Here is a 13,952-nt window from a genome sequence, read left to right as displayed (position 1 = left end):
AAACCAGATCTGGTACATGCCGTTGTCGAGGGCGAGAATCCCGTCGGCCGGCATCACGGCGCGCACGTCGTGCACGATGCGCTGCGGCGTGAAGCGATCTTCGGTGGCGCGCGCGGCGATCCGGCTCAGAATGCCTTCGCGCAGCGGCAGCAGGACCTGCGCGTTGGGGATCTTGCCCTCGATGCGGTCGGCCAGCAGCGCCAGCGAAGGGCCGAGGTCGCCGACGATTTCGGCTTGCGGGAAATAGACCTGCTCGACATCGGCTGATTGGTAGCCGACATGAATGACCCTCGGCCCCTTCGCTCCCATGATGAAGGGCGGCTTCTCCACGGTGTCGTGACCGATGGTGATGATCAGATCGGCCTGCTCGATGGCCTCGTGCACGTAGTCGCGCTCCGAAAGGGCTGCCGTTCCCATATAGAGCTCCGTGCCGCCGGGCACGGTTCCCTTGCCCATCTGCGTGGTGAAATAGGGAATTTGCGTCCGCAGCACGAACTGCGCGACATCGGGGGTCACGCGCGGACGCGACGCCGCCGCGCCGAACATCAGCAGCGGGCGCCTGGCTTCCATGATCATAAGGGCGGCGCGATCAAGCGCACCCGGGCTGGCCAGCGGCAGTTCGACCGGGTGCGTCGGCACCAGTGCGATCGGCTCACACTCGGCCGCCGCAATGTCTTCCGGCAGTTCCAGATGTACGGGGCCGGGACGTTCTTCCTGGGCGACACGGAAAGCTTCGCGCACGAGCGAGGGGATCATCTTCGGCGAGACGATCTGGCGCGACAGCTTGGTCAGCGGCTTCATCGCCGCGACGATGTCGACGATCTGGAAGCGCGCCTGCCGGGATGACAGGATGCCCTTCTGGCCGGTGATCATGATCATCGGCATCGCGCCGAGCAGCGCATAGGCCGAACCGGTCGAAAGATTGAGCGCGCCTGGGCCAAGCGTGGTGATGCACACACCCGGCTTGCCGGTGAGCCTGCCATAGGTGGCGGCCATGAAAGCGGCTGCTTGCTCGTGGCGGGTCAGGATCAGCTGGATCGAGGAGCGGCGGATGGATTCGACGATATCGAGATTTTCTTCGCCGGGAATGCCGAAAATCCGTTCGACCCCTTCGTTCTCGAGGGCCGCGACGAACAAGTCCGAACCTTTGGTCATAAACTGTCTCTCCCGCAACATTCCGTCGGCCACCTTCATATGGCATCGGAATGCGACGCCTCAAAGAGGCATCTTCGGCCGCGGGTCAGAGCCGCGTGTTGCAGCTCGCCGCCTTCGGCGATGCGAAAAGTTCCTTCGGCGCGGACCACTGTCTGGCGGTCGCGCCGCGCGTGCCGGTGATCAGCGAACGCAGTTCCGACAGATAGGTCTGCACGAAGAACGAGGTCTGGCTTTCCAGCGGCGTGTAGGGGCCTGGCCGGTAGGCACGGGACATAATGCCGTCGGCATTGTCCTCGGTGATCTTCTTGTCCTGCACCGTGGTGACGTCCCACATCCAGCTGATCGCATCGGCGTCGATGTCGTTATCGGCATCCTTGTCGACGAGCCAGGTCAGGATGACGTCTGTTTCCATGGCGTTGCGCGGTATCATCTGGAACAGCGTGACATAATCATTGGCAGCACTTGCAAACGACAGGCGTCCGAGGCGAAAGCCGCTTTCGCCGCCATCATAGGCGTGACGACCACCCATCAGGCACGAGACCCCCTCGCCCGTATTGGACAGCGTGTTACGGCCGGAGCCGATCGGCTTGCGGTGCATGGCAAACGGCATCGTGTCGAGGTCGCCTGCCTGCCACGCACCCTTGTGGAATTCGGCATCGCCGATGACGCTGTGCCAGGCCTCGATTTCGTTCTGCCACTCGACCGCCTTGTCGGCATCGCGGGTCGCGGTCACTTTGACATGGCCGTTGACGCGGTAATATTCGGGATGAGCCGGCCGGCAGTGATAGCATTCGAGAAAGTTCTCGAGCACCAGCTTCCAGTTCGCCTTGGTCAGATAATTCTTGCGGGCGACGATGCGTGCACGGTCGAGGCCGTTTTCGCGCAAGCCGCCCGTCAGCCCGTCCGCGACAGGCTGGATGTCGGGCAGCGAACTGGCATCGAGGCCACAGAAGACGAGGCCGCCGAAACTCTTGCAGGGCACGCGGTGCAGTCCCAGCGCTTCCGGATCGACGCTTGCCGGCAGATCCTGCCGCGACTGCAGTTCGCCGGTCAGCCTGAACGACCAGGCATGATAGGGGCAGACCAGAAGCTTGCCGCGACCATCCTTGGCGCAGAGCCGCGAGCCGCGATGGGTGCAGACATTGTAGTAGGCCGCGATGTCGTCCTCGGCGTCGCCGAAGCGCACGACGATGATCTCCTCGTCGAACAGCTGGCGCACGATGTAGCGGCCCTTTTCGGGAACCTCGCTGGCATGGGCGACAAGCATCCATTGGCGCGGAAACCACAAGTCCCGTTCCAGCGCGAAGATCGCCGGGTCGGCATAAAAGGCCTGTTCCAGCGACCAGTCCGGACGTTGCCGGTCGATCAGCCTGACGGTCTCGCTTCTGTCGATAGGCTGGCTGTTCGGTGTGTAGGCCTGCACGGCAAACACCTTTCTGCTCGCTGGCGTTAGAATGATGTTTCGATAGAGTGTGCGATGCGGAAAGGCTTGCAGCAAATACAGATATGATAGACCTTCATATCGAAAAGGCATGAATGTAGGTCCGGACCGTGAAAACCCTCAAAACATCGCTTCCCCTGCTGAACGCCATGGTCGTCTTCGAGGCTGCCGCCAGGCATGGCGGGCTGACACTGGCCGCGCAGGAGCTCAACATCGCACAATCGGCGGTCAGCAGGCATGTCGCCAATCTCGAGCGCCAGCTGTCGGTCGAGCTGTTCACGCGCAGAGGCAACCGCGTCGCCGTCACCGGGGCCGGCAACACGCTGGCCGAAGCGATCCGCGAGGGTCTCGGCACCATCAGGCAAGCGGTCGAGGATTTGACCGCGCACGACAGCGATACATTCATGGTCGGCTGCAGCCACGACTTCGCGCAGGCATGGCTGATGCCGCGCTTCGGCCTCATCACATCGCAGGTTGCCGATGGCCGGGTGCTGCTGCAGACATCCACCGATTACAGGGATTTCGATCAGCCTGAAGTGGCATTGTCGATCCGTTTCGGCGAAGCCGGGCAATGGCCCGAATTCGTGACCGAAAAACTGCTCGACGGTGAATGGTTCCCGGTCTGCGCGCCGGCGTTCCTGGCGCGTTATCCGGCGCTCGCCTCGGAAGACCCCGAGGCTTTCATGGCGGTGCCGCTGCTGCATCAGGTGACGCCGCCCGGCGCGATCGACAGTTGGCAATCATGGATCGGAACCGACCGGAAACTCGACGGACCTCGGTTCACCAGCTACATGTCGATGATCCACGAAACCATCGCCGGGCGCGGCGCGGCACTCGCCTGGGCGGGATTTGCCGATGAGCATCTGCGCCGCGGCCAGCTCGTCCGGCTGACGAAAACCTCGCGTCGCCACGCCGGCTCCTTCCACATCGTCATGAGGAAGAATGCCGGCCCGGTGGTCAGGGCGGTGGCGCAGGCGCTGCTGGCCAGCGTCGGCGACAGCTAACAGATCAGGCCTCGCGACCAAACCGCGACGCTTCATGACGCGCGCCCCAGGCCGGCATGGCGGCCTCGATCTCGGCCTCCGACTTGAAGGCATCGGAGGCGTAGCGATCGACACGGAACCGCTCGGCGGAAACGAACGGGGTGTGCCCGAGGACCAGTTCGCAGGATAGCCGGCCAAGACCCGGTCCATGGGTGACGCCGCTCTCATTGTCGCCGCCGACGACCACGACATTGTCGCTGCCGGGCACCTTGCCGACGACAAGGCCGTTGTCGGGCGTGTAGCACGGCACGCCTTGCGCCCAGCTCGCGATCGTCGAACCGCGCAGCGGCGGGAACACAGTCTGCAACTCGGCAAGCTCCTGCTCGGAGGTCTCCCGCATCAGCTCGATATTGTGCGGCTGGCCAGGTTCGATCTCGTTGTCGTCGGTCTTGTAGAGAGGTTTGTAATGCCGGCCGGTTCCCCACATGACGGCGCCGAATGTTTCGCGCAGCCACAGCCGCAATTCGCGGCATTGGACCGTGGGAATGGTCGACGGCAGCCCACGATCGTCGGTGACGATGCGCGTTGCGACGACGCGCAGCAGCGGCAACTTCCAGCCGAGGCCTGATATGACCTGGTTGTTCCAGGCGCCGGCGGCAACGATCACGCCGTCAGCCTCAAGGCTGCCCTGATCGGTCTCGATGGTCACCCGGTCACCGGCATCATGGACGGCCGTTACGCGTGTGCCGCTGCGAAAAACACCGCCGAGCTCGCTGATCTGGCCGGTCAGTACCCCCATCGCCAGCTTGGTGTCGAGCTGGATGCCATGCGGATTGTAGGCGGCCGAATGGACCCGCGCCGGATCGATGAGGCCCTGCATCTTCTGGCCGATCTGCGCGGCGTTCAAATCCTGCATTTCCGGCGGGGCATAGGGTGAGTCCAGCACCGGTCGGACGAAACGCTCGCGCCCATCCTCGGTCAGCGCCATGATCAAGGTGCCGTTTGGCCGATAACCGATCTCGACGCCGACCTCGTGCAGCCTGCGATAGAAATCGAGGCCATATTGCTGCAGTTGAAGGCCTTCTTCACCGAGCGGGATCATGCCGGCGGACCAATGGGAGACGAAGCCCGCGCCGGCGCTGGTGGTCGCGGCACCCGGCTGACCCGCATCGATGACCGTCACCCGGCGCACGCCGGACCGCAGCAAATGGAAAGCCGCGCTGCAGCCGATAATACCGCCGCCGATCACGGCGATATGCCTGCTATCGCTCCCGCCATGGCTTCCGTTTGAGCTCATCTTTGTTCTCCCTTTTGCCGATGGCCCGGTCGGAGCGACATGCAGCGACGGCGACCATACAGGCCCGTTCGGAGCTGTCTAGACACATGTGTCTGTGGCCTGATACTTGATGCGCACTGCATCTGGATCACACATCCGGAACGCCGCTTGATCTGGCCTTCCGTTGTTGGTGTTGCCGAGAGAGCGAGGAAAAAAGTGAGCGTTTCGACTGCCGCCAAGGCCATTTTCGACAGTGAAATCATATGGGACGCGCATTCCGGCTTCATGCCGGATCCGGCTGCGGACCTGAACAATCTGCAGATCTGGCGCGACGCCGGCATCGACTATCTGTCAATCGATGTCGGCTTCGACCTGTTGCCCTGGGAGCAGACAGTGCGGACGCTCGCAAATTTCCGTCACTGGATCCTTGCCAATCCCGAGCACTACACGCTGGTCTCCTCCGTCGCGGAAATCCGCAAGGCCAAGCTCGAGGGCAAACTGGCGATCACCTTCGACATTGAGGGCATGAACGCGCTCGACGGCCGCATCGAAATGGTCGAGTTCTATCACCATCTGGGTGTGCGCCAGATCCTGTTCGCCTACAACAGGAACAACCTCGCCGGCGGCGGTTGCCACGATGTCGAGACCAGCCTGACGGCATTCGGCCGCGAGGTCATCGACGAGATGAACCGTCTCGGCATGTTCGTCGACGTCACCCACACCGGCTACCGCACCTCGATGGAGGTGATGGAATACTCGAACCGCCCTGTCATCTTCTCGCACTCCAACGCCAAGGCCCTGTGCGGCCATGGCCGCAACATCACCGACGAGCAGATAAAGGCCTGCGCGCGCACCGGCGGCATCGTCGCGATTGTCGGGCTCAATCGTTTCCTGGGAGAAGGGCGGACGGACTCGGACAGGCTGGCTGACCACATCGAATATCTCGTCGACCTGGCTGGCCCAAATCATGTCGGCATCGGACTGGACTACGCCTTTCCGGTTGATGTCAAAGGCATCGACCGCATCATTTCCGACAATCCGCAATTCTGGCCCAAGAGCGAATATCCGGAAGGGGCGACGACCTACGCGGCTCCCGGCCAGATGCGCGAACTGACCGATGTGCTTCTGCGCCGCGGCCAGTCCGAGCAGACCGTGCGCAACGTCCTGGGCGGCAATTTCGTGCGCCTGGCGGCCGAAATCTGGAAGTGAAGGTAGCGGAGAGCGCGTCTCCGCTCCAGCTCTTGATCCAGGCCCCACCGAATAGCGGGCCAGGCCGCACCGTGTGCGCGATCACATTTCGCGCTTAGCCGCTTGCCCATGCCGACGTAGCGGCGGGGGCGGGTCGGATATCGAGATTTCCCGCAAGATCGTCCGTCTCCAAGATTCGGACATGCCGGCAAAATTTTCGCTAGACATAGATGTCTATTATTAGCAGTTTTAGCTGACAGACACATTCGGCCCGGCTTGGAGAATGGCCAACGGCTGGAAAGCAAAACAACGAAAACAGCAGAGGGGTAGAGCATGTCCATTCTAGCCGACACCAGGGTTTCGCGCCGCAGCCTGCTCGCCGGAGCCGGCGCTTTCGGCCTCGCCTCAATGGTCAATCCAAAAGTTTCCTGGTCGAGCGACGGGCCGATCCTCAAGGTGCGATCCTACGCCGACATCCAGACGCTCGACCCTTGCTTCCGGCTGGCGGCGCCTGAAGGCGACATCACCAGCGTCATCTTCGCCGGCCTCGTCGTCACCACGCCGGGCGATAGCTGGGGCTGGCGGCCGATGGCGGCGGAAACGATCAAGCAGCTCGACCCGCTGACCGTCGCCTTCCAGCTGCGCGACAATATCGGTTTCACAGACGGCTACGGCCAGATGACGGCGGAAGACGTCAAGTTTTCGATCGAACGCATCGCCGACCCCGCCAACAAAAGCCCCTATTCCGGCGACTGGGCAACGCTCAAGGAAGTCGAGGTCAAGGACAAGCTGTCGGGGCTGATCCACCTGAAGCAGGCCTTCGCGCCGCTGTGGACGTCGACCTTGCCGACGCCGTCCGGCACCATCCTGTCGAAGCGCGCCATCACCGAGCTCGGCGGCAAGATGGGCGTCAAGCCGGTGGCCCAGTCGGGCCCCTACATCCTGAAGGAATGGCTGCCCAAGCAGCGCACGGTGCTGGTGCGCAATCCCGACTGGAAGTACGAGCAGGGCGCCTTCGCGGAAATCCACATCCATCCGATCGAGGATGAGAAGACCGCCGAACTTGGCTATGAGGCCGGCGACCTCGACTACACCTGGACCGCGGTCTCCTCGATCTCGCGGCTGAAGCAGACACCGCCGCCAAAGACGACCGTCGTCGAGAAGCCTTCGCTGGCCTTTGTCTGGCTCGGCATGAACCAGGATGTCGCTCCCTTCAACAATCCGAACATGCGCCGCGCGGTTCAGTACGCCGTGGACCGCAAGGCGGTGGTCGACGCTGCCTATTTCGGTGCGGCCGCCACGGCCACCGGCATCATCGCGCCCGGTCTGCCTGGCCATCGCGAGAAGAACCTCTTCGATTTCGATCCGGACCGCGCCCGCGACATGATCGCCAAGGAGGGGCTGGCCGGCACCACGATCACGCTCGACATCCTCAACAAGACCGAGCGGCTGACCGCGGCGCAGGTCGTGCAGTCGAACCTGCAGGATGTCGGTCTCACTGTGGAGATCAAGCAGAACGACAGCGGCACCTTCTGGACGCTTGGCGCCAAGGAAGGCGACTACTACAAGAAGCTGCAGATGATCATCAGCCGCTTCTCCATGCAGCCGGACCCGAGCTGGGCCACCGCCTGGTTCACCCGCGACCAGATCGGCGTCTGGAACTGGGAGCGTTTTTCCAGCGAGGAATTCGACAAGCTCAACGCCGAGGGCATGGTCGAGCTCGACCCGGCAAAGCGCGATGTCATCTACAAGAAGCTTCAGGACCTGATGGAGGAGAACGGCAACTACATTTTCCTGACGCATGAGGTCACCGGCATCATGAATCGAGACACGCTTGTGGCCGGCCTGAAGCCGAACGGCGAACCCGTGTTCACCGACTTCAAACCGGCATGATATCGGCGGGCGGGGCTCGCCCCGGCCAAAGACCATCCGACAGGTACCGAAAATGATCCGCTACGCCCTCAAGCGTCTGTGGCTTGGCGCCATCATCATCAGCGTCGCCATGATGATGATGTTCGCCATGGTCTACCTCATTCCCGGAGACCCGGCCTCCGTCGCGCTGGGGCCACGCGCGACGCCGGAGATGAAGGAGGCGCTGCGCGAGCGTATGGGCTTGGATCAACCTGTCTGGCGGCAATTCGTGAACTTCTACGGCTCTGCCTTGCATGGCGATCTCGGCACCGAGGTTCTGTCGAACCGGCCGGTCCTGGACGTGGTGATGGAACAGCTTCCGTTCACGCTGGCGCTGGTGGTCGGCGGCATCACGTGGTCGGTGGCGCTGGGCATCCCGCTTGGCTGCATCGCGGCGGTGCGGCGCGGCGGCTTTGTCGATCAGGTGATCGGGGTGCTGTCGGTGGCGATGATCGCCGTGCCATCCTTCGTCGTCGCCATCTATTCGCTGCTGGTGTTTGCGGTCGCCCTGCAATGGCTGCCGGCGATCGGCGCCGGCGAACCGGGCGACCTCGCCAGCCGGCTTCAGCACCTCATCCTGCCGTCTCTAGCGGTCGGCCTTGGCTGGATCGGCTACATCTCGCGCATGGTGCGCGCCTCGATGCTGGAGACACTGGAGGCCAGCCATATCCGCACGGCGCGCGCCTTCGGCCTGACCGAGCACCGGATCGTCTACACCTACGCGCTGCGTATCGCCGTGCTGCCGACGATCACCTTGCTCGGCGTCGGCATCGGCCACATGCTGTCGTCTTCCGTTTTCGCCGAAATCGTCTTCGCCCGCCCCGGCATCGGCAAGCTGGTCTATGAGGCGATCTCGGTGCGCAACTACCCCATCGTCTCCGGAGCCGTGCTGGTCACCACGGTCTTCTTCGTCCTCGTCAACGTAGCGGCCGACATTCTGGTCGGCCTATTGGATCCCCGTGTCAGATCAAGTTTCAACTGAGCTGCCGTCCCGCAGCTTCCGTCTCGGCATGATATGGCGCACCGTGCGCCGCATCATGCGCGAGCCGCTGGGCGCCATCGGCCTGACGCTGGTGACGGTCGTGGTGCTGTCAGCGGTCTTCGCCAGCCTCCTGACCAGCTATGCGCCGAGCAAGATATCGCCGGCCGAACGCTTCGCTTCGCCGAGCCTGCTGCATCTGCTCGGCACCGACCATCTCGGCCGCGATCTTCTCACCCGGGTGCTCTATGGCGGGCGCGTCGCGCTTTTGATCGCGCTGGGCGCGACAGCGGTGTCGCTGGTTGTCGGCGTCGTGCTGGGGCTGATCGCAGGCTATGGGCCGCGCTGGCTCGACAATGTGCTGCTGCTGATCTTCGACGCGGTGAAGAGCTTTCCCACCGTTATGCTGGCGCTGACGCTGGTCACCCTGTTCGGCCCCTCGCTCTACGCGGTGGTGCTGGTGGTGATGCTGGTCAATGTGCCGGGTTATGCCCGCATCATCAGAACCCAGACGCTGGTGCTCAAATCAGCCGAACATGTCATGGCGGCGCGCTCGATGGGCGCCAGTGCGGGCCGCATCCTGCGCGTCCATATCCTGCCCAACATCATCGGCCCGATCCTGATCTTGATATCGATGGACATTCCCGTGGTGGTGGCGATCGAGGCCGGCATGAGCTTTCTCGGGCTCGGCGTGCGGCCGCCGACGCCGAGCTGGGGCGCGATCCTCAATGACGGCTTCGCCAACATTCGCGATTCCTACTGGATCGTGATTGCCGGCGGCCTGCCGATCGTGCTGACGACACTCGGTTTCACCTTCTTCGGCGAGACGCTGCGCGACCTCTTCGATCCCAGGCTGAAGGGACGCTCATGACGGTTCTCGAGGTCAAGAATCTGAGCGTCGCCTTCCACACCGAGAGTGGGCGATTGGAGGCGCTGAAGCAGGTGAGCTTTTCCGTGCCGGCCAACCGCAGCGTCGGCGTGGTCGGCGAATCCGGCTGCGGGAAATCGACGCTCATCAACGCCATTCTCGGCCTGCTCGCCGACAATGGTGAAATCACATCGGGCGAGATCATCTTCGAGGGCGACAAGGACCTTGCCCGGCTCGACCCCACCGCGATGCGCGGCTTGCGCGGTCTCAGGATCGCCACCGTGTTCCAGGATCCGATGGGCGCGCTCAACCCGGTGCTGTCGGTGGGGCGCCAGATGCGCGACATCCAGTATCGCTCGAACCTGTCGAAGCGGGACAAGGATGCGCGCTCGGTCGCCATGCTGCGCAAGGTTCGCATTCCCGATCCGGAAAGCCGGCTGACGCAGTTTCCGCACGAGTTCTCCGGCGGCATGAAGCAGCGCATCGCCATCGCCATGGCGCTGATGATGGAACCGGCGCTGCTGATCGCCGACGAGCCGACGACTGCGCTCGATGCGACGCTGGAGGTGGCCACTATCGAACTGCTCAAGGATCTGCAGCGCGACATCGGCTGCTCGGTGCTGTTCATCTCGCATCATCTGGGCGTGATTGCCGAACTCTGCGACGAGATGATCGTGATGTATGCCGGTGAGGTGGTGGAGAGCGGCACGACTCGCGAGATCTTCCACGATGCGCGCCATCCCTACACGCAGAAGCTTTTGGCCTGTGATCCCGCGCGGCTGTCGCAGCGGGTTGCCCGCCTGCCGACCATCGCCGGGACCTTGCCGGATCTGCGCCGCCGACCAAGCGGCTGCGTCTTCCAGCCGCGCTGCGATCGCGCCGACGCCCAATGCCTGACGACGCCTCCCAGCGCAATCCTCGGTGGGTCTCACATCGCCCGCTGCTGGCATGCGGACATTCCCTTGGGAGCGATGAACGCATGAGTTCCGACGACCTGCTCCGTGTCAGCGATCTGCGTGTCTCGTTCCGGGTTGGCGGCCTGTCCGCCAGACTTGCCGGGCGAGCCACCGAGATCGAAGCGGTGTCCGGTGTCAGCTTCACGCTTCAACGAGGCAGCACCTTCGCATTGGTCGGCGAATCCGGCTCGGGCAAGACGACGCTGGCGCGCACGCTCAACGGTCTTCAGCCGGTGAAAGCGGGCACGATCCTGTTTGAAGGGCAGGAACTGCAAGGCCTGTCCAACGCCGCCATGAAACCGGTGCGGCGGCGCATGCCGATGATGTTCCAGGATCCGGTCGGATCGTTGTCGCCGCGGCTCAGCGTGCGGTCGCTGCTGTCGGAGCCTTTCGTCATCCACGGACTGTCGGATCGCGATCTCAACGCCGAAGTCACACGACTTCTTGCACTGGTCGGGCTGCCGCGCGATTTCGCCGACCGCTACCCGCACCAGCTTTCCGGCGGCCAGGCGCGCCGCGTCGGTGTGGCGCGGGCGATCGCGCTGGACCCGGTGCTGGTCGTCGCCGACGAGCCGACAGCCGGCCTCGACGTCTCGGTGCAGGGAGAGGTGCTGAACCTGCTCAACGACCTGCGTGACCGCATGGGCCTGTCGATGCTGATCATCACCCACAATCTGCATGTCGTGCGCCAGATCGCCGACCGCATGGCGGTGATGTATCTCGGACGCTTCATCGAACAGGGCGAAACCGAAGCGATCTTCCGCGCGCCGCATCATCCCTATACGGCGGCCCTTCTCTCGGCCAATCCAGAGCCCGATCCCGACAGGGTGCATCAGCGTATCACGCTGCCGGCTGACGTTCCGTCCTTGTTGGCGCGCCCTTCAGGCTGCGAATTTCACACACGCTGTCCGCAGGCCCAGGGCCGCTGCACGGTGGATGTCCCCGTCCCGGTCGCAGTTGGCGACAGCCGTCTGACCTGCCATTTCCCGCTGAACACATAAGGATCGCCACCGGCGCAAGTGTCGGCCGGGCGTTGAGAGGAGCCGCCATGCAAGATATCCGCGTCGTCACCGATTTCCCGCGCAAAGTCCGCGAGATCGAGAATTTGTGGATTCCGATGCCGGACGGCGTCAAGCTGGCCGCACGCATCTGGTTGCCGGAAGACGCGGAGGCCGATCCGGTGCCGGCGATCCTGGAATATCTGCCATATCGCAAGCGTGACGGAACGGTGGAGCGCGATGCGCTGACGCATCCCTATTTCGCCGGTCACGGCTATGCCGGCGTGCGGGTCGATATGCGCGGCTCGGGCGACAGCGAGGGGCTGTGCAAGGGTGAGTATCTGAAGCAGGAGCAGGATGACTGCCTGGCGGTCATCGAATGGCTGGCCCGGCAATCTTGGTGCTCGGGTAGTGTCGGCATGATCGGCATCAGCTGGGGCGGCTTCAACGGGCTGCAGGTCGCCGCCCGCCGCCCGCCGGCGCTGAAAGCCGTCGTCTCGCTGTGCTCGACCGACGACCGCTATAATGATGACGTGCATTATCTCGGCGGCGCGATGATGTGCGACAATCTGATGTGGGGAACCACCGCTTGGGCCATCGCCATGACGCCACCGGATCCGCTTGTTGTCGGCGACCGCTGGCGCGAGCTTTGGGAGCAACGGCTGAACGGCAACGGCATCTGGATGCAGGACTGGTTCGAACACCAGCGCCGCGACGATTTCTACAAGCACGGTTCGATCTGCGAGGATTATTCCGATGTCGAGATCCCGGTCTATGCCGTCGGCGGCTGGGCCGACGGCTATCCCAATCCGATCTTCCGGATGCTGGAAAAACTGAGCGGTCCTCGCAAGGGCCTGATCGGACCCTGGGGCCACAAATATCCGCACTTCGCCATGCCCGGACCGCGTATCGGCTTCCTGCAGGAGTGCCTGCGCTGGTGGGATCAATATCTCAAGGGCATCGACACCGGCATTGCCGACGAGCCGATGCTGCGCGCCTGGATTCAGGATCCCGCACGGCCGGCGGCGATCTATGACGAGCGGCCCGGCCGCTGGGTGGCGGAACCGGCGTGGCCGGGACCCGGCGTCGGCGAAAAGGTGCTGAACCTTGCGCCGCATGTGCTGAGCGAAGCCAAGGGCGCAAACGCGATCCTGGAGGTTTCATCGCCACAGACGGCCGGCCTGTCGTCCGGCGCCTGGTGCGGCTATGGCGTGATGCCGACCTTGCCGGTCGACCAGCGCATGGAAGAAGGCAATGCCCTGATCTTCGAGACGGCGCCGTTGACCGAAGCGGTCGAGATCCTTGGCTTCCCCGAATTCGAGGTCAAGCTCTCCTCCGACAAGCCCGTCGCCCTTCTGTCCGCCACGCTGTCGCAGGTATTCCCTGAAGGTGCCGCCTCGCGTATCAGCTACGGCATCCTCAATCTGAGCCATCGCAACGATGATCTGGACATCGCACCCATGGTGCCGGGCCAGGCGGAGACCGTCCGCGTCAAGCTGCGCTGCTGCGGGCAGCGTTTCGAGGTCGGCGAGCGTATCCGGCTGGCGCTGGCGACATCGCATTGGCCGATCGTCTTCCCGACGGCCGAGCAGGCGACGTTGTCGATCCATTGCGGCGACAGCCGGCTGATCCTGCCGGTGCGCGCGCAGCAGAAGCTGGACGACACACTGGGGGTTTTCCTGACTCCGGAAAGCGCCGCGCCGATGGAGCAAGAGGTGCTGGCCAAGGGCGACGGCTTCCAGCGTTCGGTGTCGACGGACCAGGTCACCGGCGAGACCGTCTATCAGGTCGCCAATGATGGCGGCACGGTGCGGCATCCACATACGGGAATGGTGCTCTCGGCGAGGCATGTCGACCGGTTCATCATCCACCCCGACGATCCGAACTCGGCGGTCGGCACCTGCACCTGGGACAAGTCCTATGGTCGCGGCGACTGGCAGGTGCGGCTTTCAGTGAAGGCGACGGTAAGGGCGCTGCGAAAGGTCTGGCGGATCGAGACCCACATCACCGCCCATGATGGCGATGAGCTGATCGTCGACCGCAGCGAGGTCAAGGAGTATCCGCGCGATCTCAACTGAGAGCGATTGCGACGTTGCGGTTAGGCCATCGACTTCGGCAAGGCAGCCGCCAGCGCATCGACGGCCAGCCGCACCTTCAGCGGCAGATGCGGTGTCTGCAGCCAAAGGGCGTGGCAGTC

The 13,952-nt window shown here is 63.6% G+C and carries 11 protein-coding genes and 1 pseudogene; 8 read left to right on the top strand and 4 right to left on the bottom strand.

Translation table 11 applies throughout. From position 1 onward, the window contains the following. Both EN906_RS07265 and EN906_RS07260 read right to left on the bottom strand, forming a co-directional pair. Positions 1–1,155 (bottom strand): acetolactate synthase large subunit (locus EN906_RS07265; RefSeq protein ID WP_127375116.1); only part of this gene is annotated, 1,155 nt, incomplete at its 3' end. An 85-nt stretch (positions 1,156–1,240) separates the two neighbouring features. Beyond that, positions 1,241–2,578: an aromatic ring-hydroxylating dioxygenase subunit alpha gene (locus EN906_RS07260; RefSeq protein ID WP_164748648.1), complete on the bottom strand. Its 1,338-nt coding sequence runs from the start codon at positions 2,576–2,578 to the stop codon at positions 1,241–1,243. Between the two features lie 128 nt (positions 2,579–2,706). On the opposite strand from EN906_RS07260, the gene EN906_RS07255 reads away from it, so the two are divergent. Beyond that, on the top strand, positions 2,707–3,600 hold the full coding sequence (locus tag EN906_RS07255) for a LysR family transcriptional regulator (protein WP_127270114.1): 894 nt from the start codon (positions 2,707–2,709) through the stop codon (positions 3,598–3,600). Between the two features lie 4 nt (positions 3,601–3,604). Here EN906_RS07255 and EN906_RS07250 read toward each other — a convergent pair whose 3' ends face one another. Continuing rightward, entirely contained in the window at positions 3,605–4,876 is a 1,272-nt protein-coding gene (locus EN906_RS07250) for an FAD-binding oxidoreductase (RefSeq protein ID WP_127269819.1), read from the bottom strand. Positions 4,877–5,071: 195 nt separating this feature from the next. Between EN906_RS07250 and EN906_RS07245 the strand changes: the two genes are divergently transcribed. The 7 genes from EN906_RS07245 to EN906_RS07215 all read left to right on the top strand — a co-directional run bounded on the left by EN906_RS07245 (position 5,072) and on the right by EN906_RS07215 (position 13,833). Next, on the top strand, positions 5,072–6,064 hold the full coding sequence (locus EN906_RS07245) for a membrane dipeptidase (RefSeq protein WP_127269817.1): 993 nt from the start codon (positions 5,072–5,074) through the stop codon (positions 6,062–6,064). A gap of 312 nt (positions 6,065–6,376) precedes the next feature. After that, entirely contained in the window at positions 6,377–7,936 is a 1,560-nt protein-coding gene (locus EN906_RS07240) for an ABC transporter substrate-binding protein (RefSeq protein ID WP_127270115.1), read from the top strand. 52 nt (positions 7,937–7,988) lie between these two features. Continuing rightward, a complete protein-coding gene (locus EN906_RS07235) occupies positions 7,989–8,936 on the top strand; it encodes an ABC transporter permease (RefSeq protein WP_127268564.1) in 948 nt (315 codons plus the stop codon). A 28-nt stretch (positions 8,937–8,964) separates the two neighbouring features. Beyond that, positions 8,965–9,804: an ABC transporter permease gene (locus tag EN906_RS07230; RefSeq protein ID WP_127268563.1), complete on the top strand. Its 840-nt coding sequence runs from the start codon at positions 8,965–8,967 to the stop codon at positions 9,802–9,804. Further along, positions 9,801–10,784: an ABC transporter ATP-binding protein gene (locus tag EN906_RS07225; RefSeq protein WP_127268562.1), complete on the top strand. Its 984-nt coding sequence runs from the start codon at positions 9,801–9,803 to the stop codon at positions 10,782–10,784. Before EN906_RS07230 ends, EN906_RS07225 begins: the two co-directional genes overlap by 4 nt. After that, a complete protein-coding gene (locus EN906_RS07220) occupies positions 10,781–11,758 on the top strand; it encodes an ABC transporter ATP-binding protein (RefSeq protein ID WP_127268561.1) in 978 nt (325 codons plus the stop codon). The genes EN906_RS07225 and EN906_RS07220 overlap by 4 nt, the downstream gene beginning before the upstream one ends. A gap of 47 nt (positions 11,759–11,805) precedes the next feature. Continuing rightward, positions 11,806–13,833 (top strand): CocE/NonD family hydrolase, encoded by a 2,028-nt coding sequence (locus EN906_RS07215; RefSeq protein ID WP_127268560.1) that lies wholly within the window; start codon positions 11,806–11,808, stop codon positions 13,831–13,833. A gap of 20 nt (positions 13,834–13,853) precedes the next feature. Here the strand turns inward: EN906_RS07215 and EN906_RS38150 are convergent. Beyond that, positions 13,854–13,952: pseudogene (locus EN906_RS38150) on the bottom strand (LysR family transcriptional regulator); the annotation flags it as partial.

The sequence above is a fragment of the Mesorhizobium sp. M7A.F.Ca.CA.004.06.1.1 genome, assembly GCF_003999135.1.
GTDB lineage: Bacteria > Pseudomonadota > Alphaproteobacteria > Rhizobiales > Rhizobiaceae > Mesorhizobium.
Note: the sequence above shows the minus strand (reverse complement) of the source record. Positions and strands in the feature narration are given on the sequence as shown.

Coding starts and splice junctions, on each gene's coding strand:
- EN906_RS07240 (WP_127270115.1), top strand. CDS start 6,377: ATGTCCATTCTAGCCGACACCAGGGTTTCGCGCCGCAGCCTGCTCGCC.
- EN906_RS07215 (WP_127268560.1), top strand. CDS start 11,806: ATGCAAGATATCCGCGTCGTCACCGATTTCCCGCGCAAAGTCCGCGAG.
- EN906_RS07225 (WP_127268562.1), top strand. CDS start 9,801: ATGACGGTTCTCGAGGTCAAGAATCTGAGCGTCGCCTTCCACACCGAG.
- EN906_RS07250 (WP_127269819.1), bottom strand. CDS start 4,876: ATGAGCTCAAACGGAAGCCATGGCGGGAGCGATAGCAGGCATATCGCC.
- EN906_RS07235 (WP_127268564.1), top strand. CDS start 7,989: ATGATCCGCTACGCCCTCAAGCGTCTGTGGCTTGGCGCCATCATCATC.
- EN906_RS07230 (WP_127268563.1), top strand. CDS start 8,965: ATGATATGGCGCACCGTGCGCCGCATCATGCGCGAGCCGCTGGGCGCC.
- EN906_RS07220 (WP_127268561.1), top strand. CDS start 10,781: ATGAGTTCCGACGACCTGCTCCGTGTCAGCGATCTGCGTGTCTCGTTC.